Source organism: Streptomyces sp. NPDC016562 (assembly GCF_043076955.1).
Taxonomy (GTDB): Bacteria; Actinomycetota; Actinomycetes; order Streptomycetales; family Streptomycetaceae; genus Streptomyces.
This window is the reverse complement of record NZ_JBIBRZ010000004.1, coordinates 313113-335304: the sequence shown is the minus strand read 5'-3', so window position 1 is coordinate 335304 and position 22192 is coordinate 313113. Positions and strand designations below refer to the sequence as shown.

Genomic DNA, 22192 nt, shown 5'->3' with positions numbered 1-22192 from the left:
GGGCGGCGGCCTTGGCCTCCAATGCGGCGATCTCGGCCTCGATCCGTTCCTCCTTGTCGATCAGACGGCCGTAGCTCATCGCCTTGTGTCGTAGGGAGGATCGGGAACAGGATGCGCCGTCGGGCTCAATCGCCTGATCGACTGCCGAGATCCGCGGACAGCGCCGCATAGATGTACTCGCTGCCCCAGCGATCCCCGTCGAGGTCGTTCTCGACCAGGTGCGCCTCCCGGCGCATCCCGAGGCGCTCACAGACCCGCACAGACCCGGTGTTCTCCACATCCAGCCGTGCGTAGAGCCGGTGCACGCCCAGCGCGGCGAAGGCAAACTCGGCCAGCGCCGCGGCCGCCTCGGTCGCGTAGCCGTGCCCCTGGTGACCTGGGTCGAGAGTCCAGCCGATCTCGGCCTGGGCGGCGCGGGCATCGGCCAGGGTGAGGCTCACCTCTCCAAGGACGCCGGGCTCATCGCGTCGGCAGACAGCGAGCGCCAGCTTGTCCCCGTCGGCGCACCAGGCCGTCTGCGCCGCACGCTCGGCGGCAACCTGCTCGCTGCGCTCACGCGTGTGCGCCGGCCGGTACAAGTAGCGCGCCACGCTCGGCAGGCTCTGGTAGGCGTACAGGTCATCGGCGTCGCCGGGAGTGAACAGACGCAGCGACAACCGGGACGTGGTCAACGGCAGCAGCGAGGCGACGTCCATGCGGACCTCCGGGACGCGGATGTGGATCAAGTTGCGGACGGATTGTCGCATCGCGACTGCCCGGCGGCCACGCCTTTTCTGGAGCAGCGCTCGGCAGCCGCACTTCACCACGACGCGCGACATTCCAGGAGGTGTTCACCGACCCACGCTCCCAGCCGCCTCCTCGTCTAGCGCTTGGGCCCGAGGACGCGGATGAGGGTGTAGAGGAGGCGGACGTACGGATTCCAGCGGGCGGGGCGGGCGAGCGCCCCGCCGGTCGCGCGTTCGGCGCGGTCCAGGCCGTCCTCCAGCAGCGCGTCGTGCAGGGGGCGCCAGACGAGGGGCCAGGCCAGGCGCGAGAGGCCGGTGGTCCTCATCGCGAGGGTGTGCCGCAGGACCGTGCGCTCCTCGTCGACGGGCAGCACGGCGAACTCGTGGAAGCCGTGGAATCCGCGCGGCCCGCTGAACGTGAAGCGGACCCAGGTGCCCGGCACGTACGCCGTGACCCGGTAGCGGACCGGGCCGTGGCCGCCGGCTGAGCCCACCGTCAGGCCGCGGTCGAACTCCATGGGCGGCCAGGCGTGCGGCCAGAGCCGGTCCGCCTCCCCCTGGGACAGGGTGTCGACGAGCGCGCCCACCTCGCTCCCCTTCGCCGGCAGCAAGCGCTCGTGCACGTTGTAGACGGCCATGCGTCGGTCCTCCCGTCACCATATTAGAGAGTCCTCTCTAATAAATTGGAGGGTACTCTCTGATTCATGGCGAGACCACCCCGCTTCGACACCGACCAGATCCTCGACGCGGCCGTCCGGCTGGCCGCCTCGGCCGGCCCGGGCGCCGTGACCATGTCCGCCGTCGCCCAGGCGATCGGGGCGCCGAGCGGCTCCATGTACCACCGGTTCGCCGGGCGTACGGCCCTGCTCGCCGAGGTGTGGCTGCGTACCGTCGAGCGGTTCCAGGAGAGCTACTCCGCCGTCCTCGACGGCGACCCCGACCCCCGACGGGCCGCCCGCGCGGCCGCCCGGCACGTCGTGGCGTGGAGCCGCGCCCACCCGCAGGAGGCCTCGCTGCTGCTCCACGGGCCCGAGGAGTTCGGCCGCGCCGACTGGTCCGAGGAACACCGGGCACGGGCGGACCGGGGCAATCACCGCGTCCTCGGTACCGTGCGCTCGCTCGCCGCCGCCCTCGGCGCGACGGACCCCCAGGGCCACGAGCGCGTCACCCTGGCCATGGTCGACCTGCCGCTCTCGGTCGTCCGCCGCCATCTGCGCGCCGGGGGGCCGCTGCCGCCGCACGCCGAGGACCTCGCCGAGGAGTGCGCGGCCGCGCTGCTGTAGGGGTCTAGGGGGCTAGGTGGGGTCCACGGGCCCGGGCGGGGTGGACGCCGCGTACCGGGTCCGCAGTTCCGAGATCACTCCGAAGGCGGCCGCGGTCAGGGGGACCGCGAGCAGCATGCCCAGGATCCCGGCCACGCTGGCACCCGCCGTGATCGCCAGCATGACCACGGCGGGGTGCATCTGCACCGTGCGGCTCTGCACCACCGGCTGGAGCACGTTGCCCTCGATCACCTGGACCGCCAGGACCACGCCCAGGGTCCACGCCGCGACCACCCAGCCCCGGTCGGCGAAGGCGACCAGGACCGCCACCGCGCCGGACAGGAAGGCGCCGAGGTAGGGGATGTAGGCCGTCACGAACACCAGGGCGCCCAATCCCACGGCGCCCGGCACCTTCAGGACCAGAAGCCCGATGGTGATCAGTACGGCGTCGATCAGCGCGACGAAGGTGGTGCCGCGCATGAAGCCCTCGACGGCCTCGAAGGCGCGCCGCCCCATGGCCTCGATCATGTCGCCCGAGCGGCTGGGCACCAGGGACCGCAGGCCGGCCGCGGCCCGGTCGGAGTCGCGCAGGAAGAAGAAGATCAGCAGGAGCGCCAGCAGGGCGGTGCCCAGCATCTGCCCGACGACGCTGATGCCCGTGATCACACCGGAGGCGGCGGTGCCGCCGAACTTCGAGAGCAGGTCCTTCGAGTTCTTGGCGAGGTCCTCCAGCGAGGTGCCCGCCGCCCCGAAGTGCTCGGCGAGGTCCTTGCCCGCCTTGCGCAGCGAGTCGATGATCTGGTCGCCGGTCTCGATCAGCGCCAGCACCACGACGTACCCCGCCCCGCCGACCACCGCGACCACGGCCAGGCAGGTGAGCGCGGCGGCGAGGGAACGGTTCACCCGCATCCGCACCAGCCGCCGGTGCATCGGACGGAGCAGGGCGGCGCCGAGCAGGGCGAGCAGCGCAGGGGTGACCGCCGCCTTGAAGGTGATGCACAGCCAGATCAGGACCGCGGCGACGCCGGTGACCAGGAGGAAGACGGCACACCAGGCGGCGAGCCGCCGCACGGGTTCGGGCAGCAGGGAGTTGGGCACGCGCTCATCCAACCACGTCAGTCCGAGGCGGCCTTGGACTGCTCGTGCAGCTCGAACCAGATCGACTTGCCCGCGCCGCGCGGGTCCACGCCCCAGGAGTCGGCCAGCATCTCCATCAGCAGCACCCCGCGGCCGCTGGAGGACATCTCGCCCGGCTGCCGCTTGTGCGGCAGCTCGTCACTGGAGTCGGCGACCTCCACGCGCAGCCGGCGCCCGCCCAGCTCGCCCAGCGCCTCGGCCACCAGCAGCGCGTCGCCGTCGGTGTGCGTCAGTACGTTCGTCACCATCTCGGAGACCATCAGCACCGCCGAGTCCACCTGATCGGCGTCGGCCCAGTCGTGCAGCAGTTCGCGGATCTGGCGGCGCGCGCCCGCGATCCGCTCCGGTTCGGCCTGGGCCACGGTCAGGGCCGTGCGGCGCGCGGGGCGGGCCGGGTGCGGCAGGGTCGCACCGCAGCCGCAGTTCTCGCCCTCGCGGCACAGCAGCACCACGGCTATGTCGTCCTCGCGGCGGTCGGCCAGCGGGCCGGTGGTGTGGTGCGAGGAGGGTCCGTGCACGGCCTGGACCAGCAGGTCCGCGAGCTTTTCGAGGTGGCCGTCCAGGTGCGCGCCGTCGACGCCGTCGGCGGCGCCCTCCGGCCCCCCGTGCTCGTGCGCGTCGGATTCCAGGACCGCGCGCAGCCGCGCCCAGCCGGTGTCCAGGTCGTGGCCGCCGGTCTCGATGAGCCCGTCGGTGCACAGCATCATCGTCTCGCCCGGTTCCAGCGTGAACCGGGTGGTCGGGTAGTCGGTGTCGGGAACGATCCCCAGGGGCAGCCCGCCCGCCGTGGGGCGCATCAGTACGGTGCCGTCCGCCATCCGGATCGCGGGATCGGGGTGACCGGCGCGGGCCACCTCCAGCATGCCGGTCTTCGGGTCGCACTCGACGTAGAGGCAGGTCGCGAAGCGCGGGCTGAGGAAGTCGGCGTCGTCGTAGGGCTCGGCCTGCTCGTCGGCGCCCGCGTGCAGCCCGGCGAGGAAGCGCGAGGCGCGCGAGAGCACCGCGTCCGGGCGGTGGCCCTCCGACGCGTAGGCCCGTACGGCGATCCGCAGCTGGCCCATCAGCCCGGCCGCGCGGACGTCGTGGCCCTGCACGTCGCCGATGACCAGCGCGAACCGGCCCGAGGGCAGCGGGATCATGTCGTACCAGTCGCCGCCGACCTGGAGGCCGCCCCCCGTGGGCACGTACCGGGCGGCGATCTGCATGCCGGGGATCTCGGGGCCGAGCTGCGGCATCATCGACCGTTGCAGGCCGGTGGTGAGCTCCCGCTCCGATTCGGCCACCCCGGCGCGCTGGAGGGCCTGCGCCAGCATCCGGGCCACCGTGGTCAGGACGGACCGCTCGTCGGGCGAGAAGGACGCCGGGTGCTTGAAGGCGGCCATCCAGGCGCCCATGGTCCGCCCGGCCACGATCAGCGGCAGGAACGCCCAGGACACCCGTCCGAAGCGCTGGGCGAGCGGCCAGGCGGCCGGGAAGCGCCGTTTGTAGTCCTCGGGGGTGGCCAGGTAGACCGCCCGCCCGGTACGGACGACCTCCGCGGCCGGATAGTCCGTGTCCAGCGGCATGTCCGTGAAGGGCCCCTCCTCCCCCGGGTCGTGCCCGTGGTGCCCGATGACCGACAGCCGGTCCCCGGCCAGGCCGAAGACGGCCAGCCCGTCGGGGCTGAAGCCGGGCATGGACAGCGAGGCCGCGACGCGCAGCACCTCGGCGGTGGACCGTGCCTCCGCGAGGGCGCGGCCCGCGTCCAGCAGGAAGGCCTCGCGGGAGCGCCGCCAGTCGCCGGTGATCGTGGTGTGCGCGGCCGTGGTGCCGGGCTGGGGCTCGGCGATCTCCTGGATGGTGCCGATCAGCTCGTAGTCCAGGGTCCCGCCGGGCTCGCGCTGCGCGGATCCCTCGGCCGGCCGGCTCTCCACCGGCTTCGAGCGGCTGCGTACGGTCCGCAGGACCCGCCCGTCCTCGTCCATGATCCGGAGCCGGGCCTCGGCGAGCGTGCCCTCGGCGACGGCCAGGTTCACGATGCCGTTGATCTCGTTCCAGTCCACCGGGTGGAAACGGGACCGTACGGCGACCTCGGGGAGCACCACGGGCTCCGCGGGCAGCCCGAGGAGCCGGGCGGCCTCGCCGTCGAGCGTGACCGTCCCGGAGGCGTTGTCCCACCGCCACAGGCCCGTCGCGATGGCGGCCAGGACGTCCTCGGTACGCACCCGGTCATCTTTACAGGTCATCCCCGTGCCGTGCCTGTTCGCGGGCCCGCCGGGTGCGTTTCGGGGGGCGGGAGGACTGTGCCCGACCGGCTGCGCTCCCGGGCGGTAACCTTGGGACGGTTGAATCCACCTTAGGTATCGCGAAGAACTGGATGACTGATGCATCGGTACAGGTCCCACACCTGCGGCGAGCTCCGCGCCTCTGACGTCGCCGCCGACGTCCGGCTGAGCGGCTGGCTGCACAACCGTCGAGACCTGGGCGGCATCCTCTTCATCGATCTGCGTGACCACTACGGCATCACGCAGCTCGTGGCCCGTCCCGGCACCGCCGCGAACGAGGCGCTGAGCAGCGTCAGCAAGGAGACCGTCGTCCGCATCGACGGCAAGGTCGTCTCCCGCGGCGCGGACAACGTGAACCCCGAGCTGCCCACCGGCGAGATCGAGATCGAGGTCTCCGAGGTCGAGGTGCTCGGCGCGGCCGCCCCGCTGCCCTTCACGATCAACACCGACGACGGCGTGAACGAGGAACGGCGCCTGGAGTACCGCTTCCTCGACCTGCGCCGCGAGCGCATGCACCGCAACATCATGCTGCGCTCGGCCGTCATCGCCTCCATCCGCTCCAAGATGGTGGCCCTCGGCTTCAACGAGATGGCGACCCCGATCCTCACCGCGACCTCCCCCGAGGGCGCCCGTGACTTCGTGGTGCCGTCCCGCCTGAACCCGGGCAAGTTCTACGCCCTGCCGCAGGCCCCGCAGCAGTTCAAGCAGCTGCTGATGATCTCCGGCTTCGACCGCTACTTCCAGATCGCGCCCTGCTTCCGCGACGAGGACGCCCGCGCCGACCGCTCGCCGGGCGAGTTCTACCAGCTCGACGTCGAGATGTCCTTCGTCGAGCAGGAGGACGTCTTCCAGCCGATCGAGCGCCTGATGACCGAGCTCTTCACCGAGTTCGGCAACGGCCGCGAGGTCACCTCGCCGTTCCCGCGGATCCCGTTCCGCGAGTCGATGCTGAAGTACGGCAACGACAAGCCCGACCTGCGCGCCAAGCTGGAGCTCGTCGACATCACCGACGTGTTCGAGGGCTCGGAGTTCAAGGCGTTCGCCGGCAAGCACGTGCGCGCGCTGGCCGTCCCGGACACCGGCGACCAGCCGCGCAAGTTCTTCGACGGCCTGGGCGACTACGCGGTCTCCCTCGGCGCGAAGGGCCTGGCCTGGGTGCGCGTCGGCGAGGAGGGCGCCCTGACCGGCCCGATCGCCAAGTTCCTCACCGAGGAGAACGTCAAGGTCCTCACCGAGCGCCTCGGCCTGAAGGCCGGCCACGCCGTCTTCTTCGGCGCGGGCGAGTTCGACGAGGTCTCCAAGATCATGTCCGGCGTGCGCGTCGAGGCGGCCAAGCGGGCCGGGCAGTTCGAGGAGAACGTCTTCCGCTTCTGCTGGATCGTCGACTTCCCGATGTACGAGAAGGACGAGGAGACCGGCAAGATCGACTTCTCCCACAACCCCTTCTCGATGCCGCAGGGCGGCATGAAGGACCTGGAGGAGAAGGACCCGCTCGACATCCTGGCGTGGCAGTACGACATCGTCTGCAACGGCATCGAGCTGTCCTCCGGCGCCATCCGCAACCACGAGCCCGAGGTCATGCTGAAGGCCTTCGAGATCGCCGGTTACGAGGCCGAGACCGTCGAGCGCGAATTCGCGGGCATGCTGCGCGCGTTCCGCCTCGGCGCCCCGCCGCACGGTGGCATCGCCCCGGGTGTGGACCGCATCGTGATGCTGCTGGCCGACGAGCCGAACATCCGCGAGACCATCGCCTTCCCGCTGAACGGCAACGCGCAGGACCTGATGATGGGCGCGCCCACGGTGCTGGAGGAGGCCCGCCTGCGCGAGCTGAACATCGCGCTGCGCAAGCCGGTCGAGACCAAGCCGGCGGACGCGAAGCCGATCACGGAGGCCGTCCACCCGGACGCCGCGCGCTAGGCCGGCGCCTAGGGGTGAGCTGAAGGCGAGGGGCCCGGGATCGATGATCCCGGGCCCCTCGTCGTGTCGCGGCTAGAACCGTTCGAGGATGCCCTTGAGGAGGGCGGCCGAGGTCAGCTCGGTGGGGGCGGGGCCGGCGTGGAAGAAGCCGGCGTTCTCGGCGTCCAGCTTGCGCAGGAAGTCGAAGGCCTTGGCGTCGTGGTCGCCGAACGCGACGAACTGCCAGTGGATGCCGGGGGCGGTCGTGGCCGCGTCGGCGATCGCCTGGCGGGCGGGCTGGCGGTTGTCGGGTGCGCCGTCCGTCTGGAAGACGACCAGGGCCGGGCCCTCGCCGCCGTCCTTCTGGTAGCGCTCGACGACGGCCTCGACGGCCACGTGGTAGCTCGTACGGCCCATGCGGCCGAGCTCGGCGTGGCGGGCCTCGACCCAGCCCTGGTGGTCGTCCAGGGTCAGGTCGGCGGTCCCGTCCACCTCGGTGGAGAAGAACACCGTGTGCACGGTCGCCGCCTCGTCGAGGTGCGCGGCGAGGGCGAGGGCGTGGTCGGCGAGGTACTGGGCGCTGCCGTCCTTGTAGAACCCGCGCATCGAACCGGACCGGTCCAGGACGAGGTAGACCTTGGCGCGCGCCCCGGCCTTCCCCTTGCCCCGCAGCACCTGCCCGGCGGCCTTGTACGCACCGGCCACCTCGGGCGCCCGCCGCCGCACGACGGCCGCGGCGTGAGCGGGCCCGTCGCCGCTTTCGGCCTCGCCGGCCTGGGGCTCGGCGTCGGCCTCGGCGGCCAGCGGCTCGGCCGGGGCCGCCTCCTGCGCCTGCGGCGCGGGCTCGGCGGTGTCCGCCTCCGGCGTGGTGGCCTCGGCGGCCGGCAGCTCGGCCTCGGCCTCCTCCTGCGCCTGCGGCGCGGCAGCCTCGGCCTCGGTGGCGGTGGCGGTGGTGTCCGCCTCCGGCGGGGTGGCCTCGGCGGTGACGGGCTCCGCCGCAGCGGGCTCCTCCTGCGCCTGCGGCGCGGGCGCCTCGGCCTCGGCCTGCTCCTGCGCCTGCGGCGCGGCAGCTTCGGGCTGCGCGGCAGCCACAGCAACGAGCTCGGCTTCAGCCAGCGGCTCCTCCTGCGCCTGCGGCGCGACGGGCTCGGCCTCGGCCTCGGCGGCGGTGGTGTCCGCCTCCGGCGTGGTGGCCTTGGCGGTGACCGGCTCCGCCGCGGCGGGCTCGGTCTGCGCGGCAGCCTCAGCGACGGGCTCGGCCTCGGCCTGCTCCTGCGCCTGCGGCGCGGCGGGCTCGGGCTCGGCGGCCTCCGCGGTCAGCGGTTCCGCCGGGGGCGTGGGGGTTTCCTGGTCGGGCTTCGCCGCAGGCGGGCCGGCAGGCGAGCGGCGGGCTTCCGGGACCGTCGGGTCCACCGTCGGGGCGGGGGCCGGGGCGGTGAGGACCGTGCCCGGCTCGCGGTCCCGGGGGGCGGACTGCGGCGGCACCGTGGGGTTGTCGAAGGACGCCGCCACCAGTTCGGCGGCCGCGTCCAGCGGCGTGCGTTCCGTCTGGTTCGGGACAGCGGCCGTCTGGGCGTCCGTAGTTTCCGGAACGGATTCCCCGGACCGTCCGAATACCTTGCGCAACAAGCTCCGAATACCCATGGCCAGGCCTTTCGCATGTGTGCGTGCGTCATTTGTCCGTGCTGCGCGGATGATCCCTGCCCAGAGTGGACACGTAAGGTTATCGGCCGCCCGGCTCGATCTTCGGCAGGGTCGCCTTTCGTGGCGTCCGGCTCCCCCGCCCCCTCGCACCCCTCTCGAACTCCCGCACCGCCGTGCCGGGTTCACCGGCCGTTCATCCCCGCGCCGCCGCGTCGGCGCCACCCGGGCCTAGCGTCACGGCTGGATCGTTCCGACAGGTTGTCGGCGCCCACGCAGCTATCTCGGAGGACACTCGTGCGCAAGCTCCTGCCGCTCATAGGCAACCCGCATGGGAGCGGCCGTTCCGCTCTCACCTGTCGCTACCGCTGTGGCGACGCCTGCTTCCACGAGGTGCCGAACACCAGCGACAACGAGTACGCGGGCGACGTCATCGCCCGCGCCTACTCCCGCCGCTCGATGCTGCGCACCGCCGCCGTCGTGACCGTCGCCACCGCCGCCGGTACCGCCGTGGCCATCGCCGCCCCCGGCCAGAGCGCCAACGCCACCCCCGCCGCCGAGGCCGGGGCCGCCGGCGCCGGCAAGAGCGGCGAGGCCGCCCGCGGTCTGCGCTTCAAGCCCGTCGCGCCGAACACCGACGACAAGGTCACCGTCCCCGAGGGCCACGAGCAGAACGTGGTCATCCGTTGGGGCGACCCGATCGTCAAGGGCGCCCCGGGCTTCAACCCCGACCGGCAGACCGCCGCCGCGCAGGCCGGTCAGTTCGGCTACAACAACGACTTCCTGAGCCTGCTCCCGCTCGGCGGTGACTACGAGCGCCAGCAGCTGCTCGTGGCCAACCACGAGTACACGGACGAGAACCTCATGTTCAAGGCGTACGACCCGGCCAACCCGACCCGCGAGCAGGTCGAGATCGCCTGGGCCGCCCACGGCCTGTCCGTGGTCGTCGTCCAGGAGGACCACCGCAGCGGCAAGCTGACCGCGGTCAACCGCCACCAGCTCAACCGGCGCCTGACCGCCACCAGCGAGTTCAAGATGACCGGTCCGGCCGCGGGCAGCGCCCTGCTGAAGACCTCCGTGGACCCCTCCGGCACCAAGGTGCTCGGCACCCTCAACAACTGCGCGGGCGGCACCACCCCGTGGGGCACCACGCTGCACGGCGAGGAGAACTTCAACCAGTACTTCGGCAACGCCGGCCAGGTCACCGACCCCACGCAGGCCGCCCGCCTCAAGCGCTACGGCGTCACCGCCGGCGCCACCGAGCGCAAGTGGGAGCGGTTCGACAAGCGCTTCGACGTCGCGCAGGAGCCCAACGAGTCGCACCGTTTCGGCTGGGTCGTCGAGCTGGACCCGTACGACCCGAACTCGGTGCCCCGCAAGCGCACCGCACTGGGCCGCTTCAAGCACGAGGCCGCGCAGCCCCGCCTGACCGAGGACGGCCGCCCGGTCGTCTACATGGGTGACGACGAGCGCTTCGACTACTTCTACAAGTTCGTCTCCTCGAAGCAGATGAAGAAGGGCAACTCCCGCGCGGCGAAGGAGCACAACCTCACGCTGCTCGACGAGGGCACCCTGTACGTCGCCAAGCTCACGGGCGACTCCCCGGCCGCCTCGATCGACGGCACCGGCAAGCTCCCCGCCGACGGCGAGTTCGACGGCTCCGGCGTCTGGATCAAGCTGGCCACCGGCAACGTCTCGCACGTCGAGGGCATGACCGCCGAGGAGGTGTACGTCTTCACGCGTCAGGCCGCCGACAAGGTGGGCGCCACCAAGATGGACCGCCCCGAGGACGTCGAGCCCTCCCCGCGCACCGGCCGCGTCTACGTCGCCCTGACCAACAACAGCGACCGCGGCAAGGCCGGCAAGGCGGGCGCGGACGAGGCCAACCCCCGCAACCTGAACAAGCACGGCCAGATCCTGGAGCTCGCCGAGAACTTCGACGACCCGGCCGGCGACGGTTTCGCCTGGCGCCTCTTCCTGGTCGCCGGTGACCCCAACGACCCGGCCACCTACTTCGCGGGCTTCCCCAAGGACAAGGTCAGCCCGATCTCCTGCCCGGACAACGTGGCCTTCGACCCGCACGGCAACCTGTGGATCTCCACCGACGGCAACCAGCTCGGCTCGCACGACGGCCTGTTCGGCGTCGCGACCGCCGGCGAGCGCCGCGGCGAGCTCAAGCAGTTCCTGACCGTCCCGCGCGGCGCCGAGACCTGCGGTCCGCTGATCCAGGACAAGCGCGTCCTGGTGTCGGTCCAGCACCCCGGTGAGATCGACGGCGCGTCCGTGGAGAAGCCGCAGTCGGTGTGGCCCGACGGCCCCGGCAAGATCGTCCGCCCCGCGGTCGTCTCCGTCTGGCGCAAGGACGGCCGCAACATCGGCGTCTGATCCGTCTCCGTGGACGGTGTTTCACGTGAAACATCGTCCACGACACGGTGCGCAGCGGTCACTTCCCGTCCGGCAGCCGCCCCACGGGAAGCGTGAGCGTCGTCAGCGCGCCCCCGTCCGGCGCGTTGGCGAAGCTCAGCCCGATCTCCAGCACCGCCGCCTGACCTGCCACGATCGTCAGGCCCAGACCGTGGCCGCGCCCACGGCCCGGGTCCCCCGTGCGGAACCGCTGCGGGCCCTGTTCGATCAGCTCGTCCGGGTAGCCGGGTCCGTGGTCGCGGACCACCACCACCGGGCCCGTCACGGTCACCTCCACCGGGGGCCGGCCGTGCTGGTGGGCGTTGGCCAGCAGGTTCGCCAGGATCCGGTCCAGGCGCCGCCGGTCGGTGAGCACCACCGCCTCCCGGACGACCCGCACGGAGGCGGCCAGCCCGGTCATCGCGACGGCCCGTTCCACCGCCCGCCCGAGCTCCACCGGGGCGAGCTCGGCCCGTTCGCCGCCCGATTCCAGCCGGGAGATCTCCAGCAGGTCCTCGGTCAGCAGGTGCAGCGCCTTGAGCCGGTCGTTGATCATTTCCTTGGGGCGGCCCTCGGGCAGCAGCGCCGCCGCGGCCAGCGAGCCGGTGAGCGGGGTGCGCAGTTCGTGCGCCACGTCCGCCGTGAAGCGCTTCTCCGCCTCCAGCCGGGCCTGGAGCGAGCGGGCCATCGAGTCCAGCGCGTGGGCCACGTCCCGTACCTCGTCCCGTGAACGGGCCGGCCGGGCGTCGTCGCCGTCGGCCGGGAAGTCCACCCGGGCGTCGAGGTCGCCGGCGCTGATGCGGCGGGCCACGTCGGCCGTGGTCACGAGCCGCCGGCTGATCCGGTTGGCGAGGAAGACACCGGCCAGCGCCACCACTCCGGCCGCGAGCGCCGAGGAGGCCAGGATCGCGGCGTCGATGTCCCGCAGCCGGTCGCGGGTGTTCCCGTACGGGAGCCACACCGCCAGGGCCTTGCCGTCGGCGGGTCCGGCCGCCCACATGACGGGCTCGCCCTTCCGCTCGCCGACCATGCTGCCGGTCTGTCCGCGGGCGACGAGTGCGCGCAGCGGCCCGGGCAGGTCGGTCGGGTCCAGGGCGATGTCCACGTCGCCGTGCGCGGTGCCGTACTCGTAGTGGCCGAGGGCGTGGTCCAGTTCCCCGTCCGCCTCCTTGCGGACCTCTCCGACGATCTGCCGGGCGACCACGTTGTGGACGAGGATCCCGAGCGCGGCGGCGACGAGGCAGCACACCATGGTGGTGGTGAGGGCGATCTTCCAGCGCAGGCTGCTCAACGCCGGCATCGTGCTCCGTCCCCGTTCAGCGGAGTCTGCGTGAGGGCGGCGCACTCGTCGAGGGTCAGCTGGGACAGGTTCATGATTTCGGCCTCGGGGTCCCACACGTAGTCGTAGACGGCGACGTACGCGGGGTTCGACGTCGGCTCGCGGACCGCGAGGTGCTCGGCGGCCACCTCCACGCCCTCCAGCACCGCGCGCCGGGACAGGATCCGGGCGATCCTGCCGTCGTCCTGGACGGTGTAGACGCGCAGCTCGCTGAGCCGGCCGTCGAGGTCCAGGGCGGTGATCAGCTCCTCGCGGCCGTTGCCCGTCAGGTCGTGCAGGACCCCGGGGCGCACCGGGCAGTTCGGCCCGCCGTCCACAGCCTGTGTGCAGAGCGCGAGCCGCCGGACGGCCCGGGGGTCCACGAGCAGCCCGTTCCCGCCGTCGGCGGCGGTGGCCGCGGCGACGTCCGCCCGTACGACGTCCAGCGCGTTCACCGTGCGCATGCTCAGGCCGGGCACCTCGGGCAGGCCCGGGATCACGGCGGCCGTCCCCGGTTTCTGGTCCGGGTCGGGAGGGGCGGGGCGGATGTCGCCCCACAGGGTCCGCGGGGCGTGCACCGTGCCGAGGTCGCCCTCGCTCTTGAGTCCCTCCACGTCGGCGCACCCCGCCGTGGCCGCCATGGCGGCGGCGAGGGCCGGGAGGAGGCGGAGGCAGTGCATGGTCCGATGCTCCCGCGTCCGGTGGATCCCGGCCCGGACACTGGACCATCCGGAGGACGGGGCCCTGCGCCGGGCACCGGCCCGACGCAGCCGCTCAGGCCCCGGGGCCGGCGATGGCGCGGGCCGCCGCGAGTTCTTGCTGGACCGCGGCCAGGACGCTCGACTCGTCGCCCGCGGGCTCCGCTGCGACCCGGACCGGGGTCGTGCTGCTGCGCACCCGCACGGCGAGCTCGCGCAGCTGCCGCGCGACCGACTCGACCTCGCCCGCCGCCGGCGCCGCCGCGCCGTGGTCGACCCGGACCCGCGCGGCGGTGGTGGCGTCCACGATCCGCTCGACGGCGACCACCAGCGGCCACCAGGCGGCGGCCCGCTCGCCCGTCGGCGGCGGCTCGGTCAGGGCCCGCTGGAACTCGCTGCGCACGCCGGACAGGTCCCGGTAGATCCTCCGGCGGTCCTGGAGGCGGGCGGTGCGCGCCGCCGCGTGCGCGGCCTGGTCCGGGGCGGGGGCGAAGGCCCGCTCGACGTAGCGGGCCGCGTCGTCCACGGTGTCGGCGAGCCGGTCCCCGATCCGGGAGTGCCAGCTCTCGGGCCACAGCAGGTATCCCGCGACGAGGGTGATGGCGCATCCGATCAGGCTGTCCAGCAGCCGGGGCCGGATCAGGTCGAAGCCCTGGTGGTTGAGGAGGTCCGAGAGCAGCAGGATGACCGGGGTGATCGCGGCGGTCTGGAAGGCGTACCCCTTCGCGGAGAAGGCGGGGATCAGCGCGGCGAGCACCATCATCACGGGCACGGTCCACCAGCCGCGCGGTACCTCGGCGAGCACGGCGGCGGCGACGACCAGCCCGGCGGCGGTGCCGAGCGCGCGCAGGACGGCGCGGGAGAACACCGAGCCGAAGTCCGGCTTGAGGACGAAGGTGACGGTCAGCGCGACCCAGTAGGACCGCTCGACCTCGACCACGGAGACGAGCGACTGCGCGAGCCCGATGCACAGCGCGAGCCGCAGCCCGTACCGCCAGGAGGCCCCGGACAGCACCATCTCGCGCACCGCCCGGCGGGCCCGCACCCGCAGCGCGGCGGGCCGCCCGAGGCGGTCGTCGACGCGGTACGGGTCCGGTTCGGCGAGGTGCACGATCCGCGCGGCATGGCGCAGGGCCGCGTCGATGGCCCGCTCGGCCGGCCCGTGGGCCTCGGGCAGCTCCAAGGCGGGGGCCGCGGTGCGGCCCTCCTCGACGGCGGCCGCCAGTTCCCGTACGGCCGCGGGGACCTCGGGCGGCAGCGGCCGGCCGCGCAGGTGCGCCGCGGGCGCGGCCTCCACCAGCGGGATGACCACGTTGAGCTGGGCGAGCATGCGCACCAGCGAGGGGCTGCGCCCGTGCACCCGGGCCCGGCGGCCCAGCACCAGGTCGTAGGACTGGTTCAGGGCCTGGGTCAGCTGCCTTCGGCGCTCGTCGTAGGCGGCCCCGGGGCCCCCGGCGGCCTCCAGGGCGTCGGCCAGGGCGCGGTAGGTGGCGGCGACGGCCTCCCGCTCCGGCTGCCGGCCGCGCACCGGCCAGCCCAGCAGGGTCAGGGCGAGGACGAACAGGCCGCCGGCGCTGAGCAGCAGCGGGGCGGTCCACCAGGGCTCCGGCATCGGCAGGCCGGCCCCGACGACGGCGTTGAGCAGGAGCAGCAGCCCGGACACGGAGGCGACCGTGCCGACGGAGGAGATCATCCCGGAGACGAGGGCGATGAGGGTGAGCACGCCGACGGCCAGCCAGCCGTGACCGTAGACCAGGGTGCCGAGCGTGACTCCGACGGCGCCGAGGAGCTGCGGTACGGCGATGTTCAGGACCCGCATCCGGTAGGCGTCCGCGGTGTCGCCGATGACCCCGGACAGGGCGCCCATGGAGGCGAGCGCGCCGTACTCCGGCTCGTCCAGGGCGAATCCGGCGGCGAGCGGGGCCGACATCGCGACCGCCGCGCGGGCCACGGCGGCCCAGGGGATCGGAGCGGCGCTCGGTTTCAGGCCGCTCAGGAGCCAGGCGGGCGGGGCCAGTGGGCGGTGCCGGGCTCGCCGCGACGCTATGTCTTCGGTGCGTTCGGTGCTCATTGCGCTTCCGTGCCGCCGCTCGCGAATCGGTTCTTCTGTGTGGTACCGCGTCGTTCTACATATGTTGGTACCTTCCGAGCTTATGGGGTGCGGCGCAGTCGTCCCAGCACCCAAGCGCTCAGCGCGGCGGCGAGGCCGATCGCCAGGACCACCCAGGTGGTGGTGCGCAGGAACGCGGTGAGGGCGTCGTACACGGCTCCGGCGGCCGAGCGGTCGATGTCGGCCGGCAGGTCGTCCAGGGTGAGCCTGCGCGTGACCTCCACCGCCAGCCACAGCAGTCCCGCCCCGATCGCCAGCCCCAGGCCGGTGGCGACGACGGCGCGCCGCCGGTGGACGGCGACCGCGATGGCCGCCGCGGCCAGGACCACGGTCAGGACGGGGAGCCAGACACCGGCGACCTGGAGCATGCGGAAGCCCTCCCGGAGTGCGCCGAGGTCGTCGTACTCCATGACTTTCACGGACAGGTGGGTCACCGGGATGCGGTCGGCGAAGGGCACTCCGTCCTCGACGAGTTCGCCCTTCACCTGGCCTATGACGGGTGCCAGATCGATGGTGACGGCGTCGCCGTGGCCGGTGGTGAGTGCGTCGAGGAAGGCCGCGTGGGCGGCCCGGTTGGCCGCGTCCCAGGCGGTGCGGTAGGCGGGGGTGCCGGCGAAGGAGCGCAGGGCCTCGTCTATCAGCGCGTCCACACCGCTCTGGAAGGGGCCCGCGTCGATCTGACCGGACAGGGCCCGGGAGGTCTGGGTGACGACGACGTTCTGCACGGCCGGGTTCCCGGCGAGCGGGGACATCGCGGCGGTGTAGCGGTCGGCGTCGCCCAGCTCGTGGTCGGCCCAGTACGCGACGGCGCTCGCGGGCACCAGCAGGGCCACGAGCGCGAGGAGTACCGCCGACAGGATGGTGCGCACGTCACCAGGGAAAGCGCGCGCGGGGCCGGGCGCGAGCGGTGTTGCTGCGGGCGGGTGGTGGGTGCACCCCCGGCGGCCACTGATCCACTTGCCGGGCGGGGGCGGCGGGTGTGCCCTGGAGGATGGAGAGAGGAGCCCGTCATGGCACATGCGGCACCCACCGCCCACCGGCGGCACGGCTGGCAGTCCTCGGACATGGGCCACCTGAGCAGGAGCGCCTACGCACGACCCCTGCTCCTCGGACTGGTCTACGGCGTCTGGGCGGCCTTCATCCAGCGCCAGACGGGCCCCGTGGACGCGGGGAACGTCTTCTACGGGATCCTGTGCGGCGCGCTGTTCGCCGCGATCGTCTTCGGCCTGGCCCGGATCGGCCCCCGCCTCAAGCGGGAGGCCCACGCCGCCGCCTACGGCGTCTTCGCCGGTATCGCCGCCGGCTACCTGCACAGCCTCACCAACTCCTCCGTGCTCCGCGCCACCGTCATCGGCCTGTTCGTCGGCCTGGGTGTCGGCGGGGCGGCGTTCTACCGCTACTACACCCGCGAGCCCTGAGCGGAGGGCGCCGGTGTCCGGCCGCGTGCCCGGGGACCGGCGCCCCTCCACTGCCCCGGCCGCTCCTACGCGGCCGGGTCCGCTGCGGCCGCGGTGGGGGTCTTCGGCGACGCGGCCGGGTCGGCGTGCCCGGTCCGCTCGACCGGCTCGGACTGCTCGACCGGCTGGGAGCGGCGGACCGGCGGGGCGCACCGGGTGACTTCGGCGCGGAGCATGGCGTTCAGCGCGGTGTACGGGTCGATGGGCATGGCGGAACCTCGCGGTGTCTCAGAGGGGTGTGGGGGACTGCGCTGGGACTCATGGGCCGTCCGGCCCGGTCAGCAGCGCAGGACCACACTCCGTACCGCCCGCGGGGTCAGGGCCGGCTGGGCCCTCTCCGCGACCGGCCCGCTCGGCGGGGCGTCCGGATGTTTCACGTGAAACACGGTCAGCGGGGAGTGTCGTACGCCCGGCAGCCCGCGCACGAACGTCCGCACGGCCGCCCGGACGCCGGGGTCGGCCGCCGGATCGGACGGGCCCTCCATGGGTTCGGTGGGTTCGGCCGGCGCGTAGGGCGCGGAGGGCCCCGCAGGGCACTCGGCGGCGGCCTGGCCGGCCGGACCGGCGCCGAACACGCACAGCAGCACGACGCAGACCACGGTCAGGACCCTGGTCAGTGCCGTACGCGCGCGTCGACTCCCGCTCATGCGAGGGGTGTGCCCCGCCGCGCCCGAGGGCTCCCGGCGCGGCGTGAAGAAGCCTCCGACCGGGGGAACGAAGACACCCCCCACGGCTGAGCGGGTGGCCGCGGGCGGGCTCGGCTCAGTGGGCCCGGCTCAGTGGGCCCGGCTCAGTGGGCTCGGCTCAGTGGGTGTGGCGCTGGCCGGTCAGCCGGGCCAGGACCGCGGTCTCGCCGCTGACGAGCCGCAGTTGGGCCCGGCCCGCCGGATCCTCGCGCCCGGCGGTCGCGCCGGGCGAGACCCGTACGACGGTGAAGACGGCCGTACGGCGGTCCGCGCGGGGCACCTCGATGGTCCGGCCCCGCCGCAGCTCGCCGAGGCGCAGCCCGGCTCCGGTGACCACGGCCGTACCGGCCGTACCCGGCGCGGGGCTGCCGGTGTCCCAGGCGAGGTCCTCGTGCTCGCCGGTCAGCGGCACGTCGAGGCCCAGACTCGGGATGCGCAGGCGCAGGGGCCGCGCCGCCCGCAGCGGTGCGGGGGCCGCCCGCAGTGGCCCGGCGGCGGTCCGCGGCGACCGGGCGCCGCTGCCGGGGGTGTGGGCGCCGGACTGCTCCAGCTCGCGCACGAGCCGGCGGTGACCGGACAGTCCCAGCGCCCGCGAGGGAAGCGCGTCGTCGGTGGTCGCGGCCGCGGGCCCGGCACCCTCGGTCCGGTTCAACGCCACGATGCCGGTGCTCAGCAGAGCCACCGTCAGCGAGGCGACGACCCACTTGGCGCGGGGCATGAGAATCCCTCCAGTCCGGCTCGTGCGGCCGGGTCATGTGAGCAGTGGACACCTCCTCTGCCCGTCCGCACCCCGTGCAACACGTGAGGCTGACAGAACGTCACGGGCGTGTCGCCTCCGGATCCGGAGATCTCCGCAGCTCGCACGGGGTCCCCCCGTCGGCCGCCGGTCTCGCGCACCGTGCGTCCGAACGAGTGAGGGGCTCTCACATGACGACGGCCGCCGTGCCCGCGCCCATCAGGACGGCGGCCAGGTGCACCGCGGGGTGGCCGTAGTCGCCGTACCAGAGGTGGCGGGCCAGGCCGCCGAGAGCGGCCAGACCCGCGATGACGCCGATCTGGCCGAACAGGGTGACGGCACAACAGGGGGCCAGGAGCAGCAGCAGCGAATTGAGCCAGAACGGGGCAGCGCCCGTCCAGCCGCGCCATTCCTTGATCGCCGTCGGCATGTGCGACCGGCCCCCTCTTGTTCTTGGTCAACTCGTCGGCAGCACAGCCTCCTTGGGTGCGGGGGGCGGGCACAAGGGTCCGGTCGGCTAGAAAACAGACGGCCAGGCCGAAAGTCGTCCACAGCGCGGCCGGCCGGGGCCCGTGGCAGGCCGGCAGACGAATCAGTGGCAGGGGAAGCCGAGCAGGTGGCGGCCGTCGTGCAGCCACTCGTGGACGGTCTCGCCCTGGAAGACGGCGGTGGCGCCCTGTTCGGCGCCGACGAAGTAGAGCAGGACCAGCATCAGGATGCCGGCGAACGCCGCCCAGGGGGCCAGCGCGGAGAGGGAGATGGGGGCGATGGCAGGTGCGGTCGTCGTGGGCACGGCGGAGTGGGCGGCCATGGCAGTACCTCCAGGGGGAGCGCGTTCCGGTCAGTGGTGCTCGCGTCTCGTCCGTGACCGTACCGCGCTTAGGCTCCCCTCATGAAGACCCCGTTGGTACGAGTCCGGCTCGTGCGACTCCCACTGGACGCAGCCGCCCGCCAGGGACGCTTCGGTCACGCGCAGCCCTGCCCCGGCCACGACGGCCTGCGCGGCATGGACATGGGCCGGTGGACGGGGCGCACCCTGGACGAGGTGGCGGCCGAGGACCCGGCGGCCCTGCACGCCTGGCTGACGGATCCCGGATTCGCCCCGCCCGGCGGGGAGTCGGTGGACGCGCTGATCGCCCGCGTGGGGGCGGAGCTGGCCGCTCTGGCCGCCGGTACGCACCGGGCCGTGGTCGACCAGGCCGTCGTACGGGCGGCCGTCGTGCACGCCCTGGAGCTGCCCGCCGCGACGTTCTGGCGCCTGGACGTGCGGCCGGAGTCGGTGACCACGCTGACCGGGCGCGCGGGCCGCTGGAACCTCCTGGTGGGGGAGCCCGAGGAGGAGCGCTAGCGCGTCACGCGACGATCCAGTCGGACGTCGCGATCACCGGCTGCACGCCGTCGCGGTGGACGGTGCCCTCGATCAGGCCGTACATGCGGTCCGCCGCGAAGTAGACCTCGTTGTCGTTCTTGAGGCCGAAGGGCTCCAGGTCGACCAGGAAGTGGTGCTTGTTGGGGAGGTTCAGCCGCACCTCGTTGACCCTGGGGCAGGTGTCCAGCACCCGCTCGGCCATCTGGTTCAGGGTCTGCTGGAGCGAGTACGAGTACGTCTCCGCGAAGGCTTCCAGCATGTTCTTGCGAACCTTCTTGTACGACTGGTCCCAGTCGTACGAGGCGTCGTCGGCGGCCAGCGCCGAGTGCGCCCAGCGCGCGGTGACCTTGGTCGCCAGGATGCGGTCGTACGCCTCCTGCAGGGTCGTGTACTTGTCCTTGATGTAGCCGTGGAACTCGGAGTTCGTCGAGTTCATCACCGTCAGGTCCTTCAGGCCGGAGATGACCTGGAGGCCCGTCGTCTCGCTGTAGGTGATCTGCGCGGTGCGCACCTCCTGGCCCTTGCGGACGAAGGAGTGCTGCTCCTTGCGCGTCGGGACCGGGATGCGGTCCCACACGTACTCCTCGATGCGGATCTGCGCCTCACGGATCGGCTCCTGCGAGGAGACGAAGTGCTTGGCGAGCAGGATGCCGAAGGCCTCGGGGGAGGCGATGCCGTGCTCCTTGCCGAAGGCGTACACCGTGTTCTTGGTGGTGTCGGTCGGCAGGCAGTTGGCGTTGTCGCCGGTCAGGTGGACGTCGCGGAACTCACCGCGGAGCGCGACCGAGACGTTGAGGTCGCGGATCTCGTGCCAGGAACCGTCGGCGCCCTTGCGCGTGACCTTCACGATGCGGTTCTCGGCCTTGCCGTACTGGTTCTGGGCCAGGACGTGCTTGCTCATGGGAAGACTTCCTTCGGGTACACGGAGTCCGGCTGAGGGGATCCCGTACGCCCGGCGTCCAGCGGTCGGCCCGCTCCCCGCCGTTCGGTCACGGAGGACCGCCCCGGGACTGACGTGCATCCCGGTCCGTAGGTGCTCTGTCGGATTTCAGCACGTTCACGTGCTGTTCGTAATGGCGCGAATCCTCCGAGAGAGGCACCCACGGATTGGGCGACCGTGCGTCCGTGCAGGTCAGGCCATGTGCGCGTCGGTGACCGACAGGGCCTCGTCGAGGATCGCCAGGCCCTTGGCCACGTCCTCGGGCGCGATGGTGCACGGCGGCGCGACGTGGATGCGGTTGCCGGCGAGCAGCGGCCACAGACCGCCCTTCTTCAGGGCCGCCCCGAACTCCGCCATGGGCGCGTTGTCGGCGCCCGAGGCGTTGTACGGGACCAGCGGCTCGCGCGTCTCCCGGTCCCGTACGAGCTCCAGCGCCCAGAAGGTTCCCAGGCCGCGGACCTCGCCGACGCTGGGGTGGCGTGCGGCGAGGGCGCGCAGTCCCGGGCCGAGCAGCTCCTCGCCGGTGCGGGCGGACTGCTCGACGACGCCCTCCTCCTCCATGACGCCGATCGTCGCGACGGCGGCCGCGCAGGCCAGCACGTGCCCGGAGTACGTCAGCCCGCCCGGGTAGGGCCGGCGGGCGAAGGTCTCGGCGATGGCGGCCGAGATCGCGACGCCGCCGAGCGGGACGTACCCGCTGGTCACGCCCTTGGCGAAGCACAGCAGGTCGGGGGTGACGTCCCAGTGCTCGGACGCGAACCACCTGCCGGTCCGGCCGAAGCCGACCATGATCTCGTCGAGGATGAAGACGATGCCGTAGCGGTCGCACAGCGCGCGCACGCCCGCCAGGTAGCCGTCCGGGTGCACGAGGACGCCGGGGGCGCCGCCGACGGTCTCCAGGATGATCGCGGCGATGGACTGCGGCCCCTCGAAGACGATCGTGTCCTCCAGGTGGCGCAGGGCGCGCTCGCATTCCTCGGCCTCGGTCGCCGCGTAGAAGGGCGAGCGGTAGGCGAAGGGCCCCCAGAAGTGCACGACCCCGGCGGTCGCGGAGTCGTTGCCGAAGCGGCGGGCGTCGCCGGTCAGGTTGATCGCGGTGGAGGTGGCGCCGTGATAGGAGCGGTAGGCGGACAGCACCTTGGGCCGGCCGGTGTGCAGGCGGGCCATGCGGACGGCGTTCTCGACGGCCTCGGCCCCGGCGTTCGTGAAGAAGATCTTGTCGAGGTCGCCGGGGGTCCGCTCGGCGATGAGGCGTGCGGCCTCGGAGCGGACGTCGACGGCGAAGCCGGGCGCGACGGTGCACAGGGCGGCCGCCTGCTCCTGGATGGCCGCGGTGACCTTGGGGTGCTGGTAGCCGATGTTGGTGTAGACGAGCGCGCTGGAGAAGTCGAGGTAGCGGTTGCCCTGGTAGTCCCAGAAGTACGAGCCCTGCGCGCCCGCGACGGCGAGCGGGTCGATGAGCTCCTGCGCCGACCAGGAGTGGAAGACGTGCTTCCGGTCGGCGTCTTTCACGCGGGCGAGGGCGAGGGCGTCGGCTTCTGCGTTCATGA

The 22192-nt window shown here is 72.9% G+C and carries 21 protein-coding genes; 5 read left to right on the top strand and 16 right to left on the bottom strand.

What is annotated here, in order from left to right; translation table 11 throughout:
* Nucleotides 1–125 precede the first annotated feature (125 nt).
* Nucleotides 126–695: a GNAT family N-acetyltransferase gene (locus tag ACF059_RS20045; RefSeq protein WP_392058895.1), complete on the bottom strand. Its 570-nt coding sequence runs from the start codon at nucleotides 693–695 to the stop codon at nucleotides 126–128.
* A gap of 167 nt (nucleotides 696–862) precedes the next feature.
* A complete protein-coding gene (locus tag ACF059_RS20040; RefSeq protein WP_392058892.1) occupies nucleotides 863–1363 on the bottom strand; it encodes an SRPBCC family protein in 501 nt (166 codons plus the stop codon).
* Between the two features lie 66 nt (nucleotides 1364–1429).
* Between ACF059_RS20040 and ACF059_RS20035 the strand changes: the two genes are divergently transcribed.
* Nucleotides 1430–2008 (top strand): TetR/AcrR family transcriptional regulator, encoded by a 579-nt coding sequence (locus ACF059_RS20035; RefSeq protein WP_392058889.1) that lies wholly within the window; start codon nucleotides 1430–1432, stop codon nucleotides 2006–2008.
* A 12-nt stretch (nucleotides 2009–2020) separates the two neighbouring features.
* Here the strand turns inward: ACF059_RS20035 and ACF059_RS20030 are convergent, their stop codons facing one another.
* Nucleotides 2021–3085: an AI-2E family transporter gene (locus tag ACF059_RS20030; protein ID WP_392058886.1), complete on the bottom strand. Its 1065-nt coding sequence runs from the start codon at nucleotides 3083–3085 to the stop codon at nucleotides 2021–2023.
* A 17-nt stretch (nucleotides 3086–3102) separates the two neighbouring features.
* On the bottom strand, nucleotides 3103–5328 hold the full coding sequence (locus ACF059_RS20025) for a SpoIIE family protein phosphatase (RefSeq protein WP_392058883.1): 2226 nt from the start codon (nucleotides 5326–5328) through the stop codon (nucleotides 3103–3105).
* 159 nt (nucleotides 5329–5487) lie between these two features.
* Here ACF059_RS20025 and aspS point away from each other — a divergent pair, with 159 nt between their 5' ends.
* Complete coding sequence (gene aspS, locus ACF059_RS20020; RefSeq protein WP_392058881.1) at nucleotides 5488–7305, top strand: aspartate--tRNA ligase; 1818 nt, start codon at nucleotides 5488–5490, stop codon at nucleotides 7303–7305.
* A gap of 72 nt (nucleotides 7306–7377) precedes the next feature.
* Here the strand turns inward: aspS and ACF059_RS20015 are convergent, their stop codons facing one another.
* Nucleotides 7378–8913 carry a VWA domain-containing protein gene (locus ACF059_RS20015; RefSeq protein ID WP_392058878.1) on the bottom strand — a complete coding sequence of 512 codons (1536 nt, stop codon included), beginning with the start codon at nucleotides 8911–8913 and terminating at the stop codon, nucleotides 7378–7380.
* 309 nt (nucleotides 8914–9222) lie between these two features.
* On the opposite strand from ACF059_RS20015, the gene ACF059_RS20010 reads away from it, so the two are divergent.
* A complete protein-coding gene (locus tag ACF059_RS20010) occupies nucleotides 9223–11310 on the top strand; it encodes a PhoX family protein (RefSeq protein WP_392058875.1) in 2088 nt (695 codons plus the stop codon).
* Nucleotides 11311–11368: 58 nt separating this feature from the next.
* Here ACF059_RS20010 and ACF059_RS20005 read toward each other — a convergent pair whose 3' ends face one another.
* The 4 genes from ACF059_RS20005 to ACF059_RS19990 all read right to left on the bottom strand — a co-directional run bounded on the left by ACF059_RS20005 (nucleotide 11369) and on the right by ACF059_RS19990 (nucleotide 16323).
* A complete protein-coding gene (locus ACF059_RS20005; RefSeq protein WP_392058872.1) occupies nucleotides 11369–12628 on the bottom strand; it encodes a sensor histidine kinase in 1260 nt (419 codons plus the stop codon).
* Nucleotides 12616–13326 carry a hypothetical protein gene (locus tag ACF059_RS20000; RefSeq protein ID WP_392058869.1) on the bottom strand — a complete coding sequence of 237 codons (711 nt, stop codon included), beginning with the start codon at nucleotides 13324–13326 and terminating at the stop codon, nucleotides 12616–12618. The genes ACF059_RS20005 and ACF059_RS20000 overlap by 13 nt, the downstream gene beginning before the upstream one ends.
* 94 nt (nucleotides 13327–13420) lie before the next feature.
* Nucleotides 13421–15415, bottom strand: coding sequence for an FUSC family protein (locus tag ACF059_RS19995; protein ID WP_392058866.1), 1995 nt, complete (start codon nucleotides 15413–15415; stop codon nucleotides 13421–13423).
* An 80-nt stretch (nucleotides 15416–15495) separates the two neighbouring features.
* Nucleotides 15496–16323 carry a hypothetical protein gene (locus ACF059_RS19990; RefSeq protein WP_392058863.1) on the bottom strand — a complete coding sequence of 276 codons (828 nt, stop codon included), beginning with the start codon at nucleotides 16321–16323 and terminating at the stop codon, nucleotides 15496–15498.
* A gap of 141 nt (nucleotides 16324–16464) precedes the next feature.
* Between ACF059_RS19990 and ACF059_RS19985 the strand changes: the two genes are divergently transcribed.
* Nucleotides 16465–16872: a hypothetical protein gene (locus tag ACF059_RS19985; RefSeq protein WP_366867604.1), complete on the top strand. Its 408-nt coding sequence runs from the start codon at nucleotides 16465–16467 to the stop codon at nucleotides 16870–16872.
* A 65-nt stretch (nucleotides 16873–16937) separates the two neighbouring features.
* On the opposite strand, the gene ACF059_RS19980 is transcribed toward ACF059_RS19985, so the two are convergent.
* The 5 genes from ACF059_RS19980 to ACF059_RS19960 form a co-directional block, all read right to left on the bottom strand.
* Nucleotides 16938–17120 (bottom strand): hypothetical protein, encoded by a 183-nt coding sequence (locus tag ACF059_RS19980; RefSeq protein WP_392058860.1) that lies wholly within the window; start codon nucleotides 17118–17120, stop codon nucleotides 16938–16940.
* A gap of 69 nt (nucleotides 17121–17189) precedes the next feature.
* Complete coding sequence (locus ACF059_RS19975) at nucleotides 17190–17558, bottom strand: hypothetical protein (protein ID WP_392058857.1); 369 nt, start codon at nucleotides 17556–17558, stop codon at nucleotides 17190–17192.
* 157 nt (nucleotides 17559–17715) lie between these two features.
* On the bottom strand, nucleotides 17716–18315 hold the full coding sequence (locus tag ACF059_RS19970) for a hypothetical protein (protein ID WP_392058854.1): 600 nt from the start codon (nucleotides 18313–18315) through the stop codon (nucleotides 17716–17718).
* Between the two features lie 205 nt (nucleotides 18316–18520).
* A complete protein-coding gene (locus tag ACF059_RS19965; protein ID WP_360896481.1) occupies nucleotides 18521–18763 on the bottom strand; it encodes a hypothetical protein in 243 nt (80 codons plus the stop codon).
* A 162-nt stretch (nucleotides 18764–18925) separates the two neighbouring features.
* Entirely contained in the window at nucleotides 18926–19144 is a 219-nt protein-coding gene (locus tag ACF059_RS19960) for a CbtB-domain containing protein (RefSeq protein WP_366867600.1), read from the bottom strand.
* A gap of 81 nt (nucleotides 19145–19225) precedes the next feature.
* On the opposite strand from ACF059_RS19960, the gene ACF059_RS19955 reads away from it, so the two are divergent.
* Entirely contained in the window at nucleotides 19226–19681 is a 456-nt protein-coding gene (locus ACF059_RS19955) for a histidine phosphatase family protein (protein ID WP_392058850.1), read from the top strand.
* Between the two features lie 4 nt (nucleotides 19682–19685).
* Here the strand turns inward: ACF059_RS19955 and pucL are convergent, their stop codons facing one another.
* The gene (pucL, locus tag ACF059_RS19950; protein WP_392058846.1) at nucleotides 19686–20603 is read right to left on the bottom strand and encodes a factor-independent urate hydroxylase; all 918 of its coding nucleotides are present in this window, start codon (nucleotides 20601–20603) and stop codon (nucleotides 19686–19688) included.
* Nucleotides 20604–20834: 231 nt separating this feature from the next.
* Nucleotides 20835–22190, bottom strand: a complete 1356-nt coding sequence (locus ACF059_RS19945) for an aspartate aminotransferase family protein (protein WP_392058843.1) — start codon at nucleotides 22188–22190, stop codon at nucleotides 20835–20837.
* Between the last annotated feature and the right edge of the window lie 2 nt (nucleotides 22191–22192).

Excerpts from the sequence above, each read along its gene's own strand:
- ACF059_RS19995 (WP_392058866.1), bottom strand. The coding sequence starts at position 15,415 with ATGAGCACCGAACGCACCGAAGACATAGCGTCGCGGCGAGCCCGGCAC.
- ACF059_RS19965 (WP_360896481.1), bottom strand. The coding sequence starts at position 18,763 with ATGCCGACGGCGATCAAGGAATGGCGCGGCTGGACGGGCGCTGCCCCG.
- ACF059_RS20005 (WP_392058872.1), bottom strand. The coding sequence starts at position 12,628 with ATGCCGGCGTTGAGCAGCCTGCGCTGGAAGATCGCCCTCACCACCACC.
- ACF059_RS20000 (WP_392058869.1), bottom strand. The coding sequence starts at position 13,326 with ATGCACTGCCTCCGCCTCCTCCCGGCCCTCGCCGCCGCCATGGCGGCC.
- ACF059_RS19975 (WP_392058857.1), bottom strand. The coding sequence starts at position 17,558 with ATGAGCGGGAGTCGACGCGCGCGTACGGCACTGACCAGGGTCCTGACC.
- ACF059_RS19980 (WP_392058860.1), bottom strand. The coding sequence starts at position 17,120 with ATGCCCATCGACCCGTACACCGCGCTGAACGCCATGCTCCGCGCCGAA.
- ACF059_RS19955 (WP_392058850.1), top strand. The coding sequence starts at position 19,226 with ATGAAGACCCCGTTGGTACGAGTCCGGCTCGTGCGACTCCCACTGGAC.
- ACF059_RS20040 (WP_392058892.1), bottom strand. The coding sequence starts at position 1,363 with ATGGCCGTCTACAACGTGCACGAGCGCTTGCTGCCGGCGAAGGGGAGC.
- ACF059_RS19960 (WP_366867600.1), bottom strand. The coding sequence starts at position 19,144 with ATGGCCGCCCACTCCGCCGTGCCCACGACGACCGCACCTGCCATCGCC.
- ACF059_RS19945 (WP_392058843.1), bottom strand. The coding sequence starts at position 22,190 with ATGAACGCAGAAGCCGACGCCCTCGCCCTCGCCCGCGTGAAAGACGCC.
- ACF059_RS19970 (WP_392058854.1), bottom strand. The coding sequence starts at position 18,315 with ATGCCCCGCGCCAAGTGGGTCGTCGCCTCGCTGACGGTGGCTCTGCTG.
- ACF059_RS20045 (WP_392058895.1), bottom strand. The coding sequence starts at position 695 with ATGGACGTCGCCTCGCTGCTGCCGTTGACCACGTCCCGGTTGTCGCTG.
- aspS (WP_392058881.1), top strand. The coding sequence starts at position 5,488 with ATGCATCGGTACAGGTCCCACACCTGCGGCGAGCTCCGCGCCTCTGAC.
- pucL (WP_392058846.1), bottom strand. The coding sequence starts at position 20,603 with ATGAGCAAGCACGTCCTGGCCCAGAACCAGTACGGCAAGGCCGAGAAC.
- ACF059_RS19985 (WP_366867604.1), top strand. The coding sequence starts at position 16,465 with ATGGCACATGCGGCACCCACCGCCCACCGGCGGCACGGCTGGCAGTCC.
- ACF059_RS20035 (WP_392058889.1), top strand. The coding sequence starts at position 1,430 with ATGGCGAGACCACCCCGCTTCGACACCGACCAGATCCTCGACGCGGCC.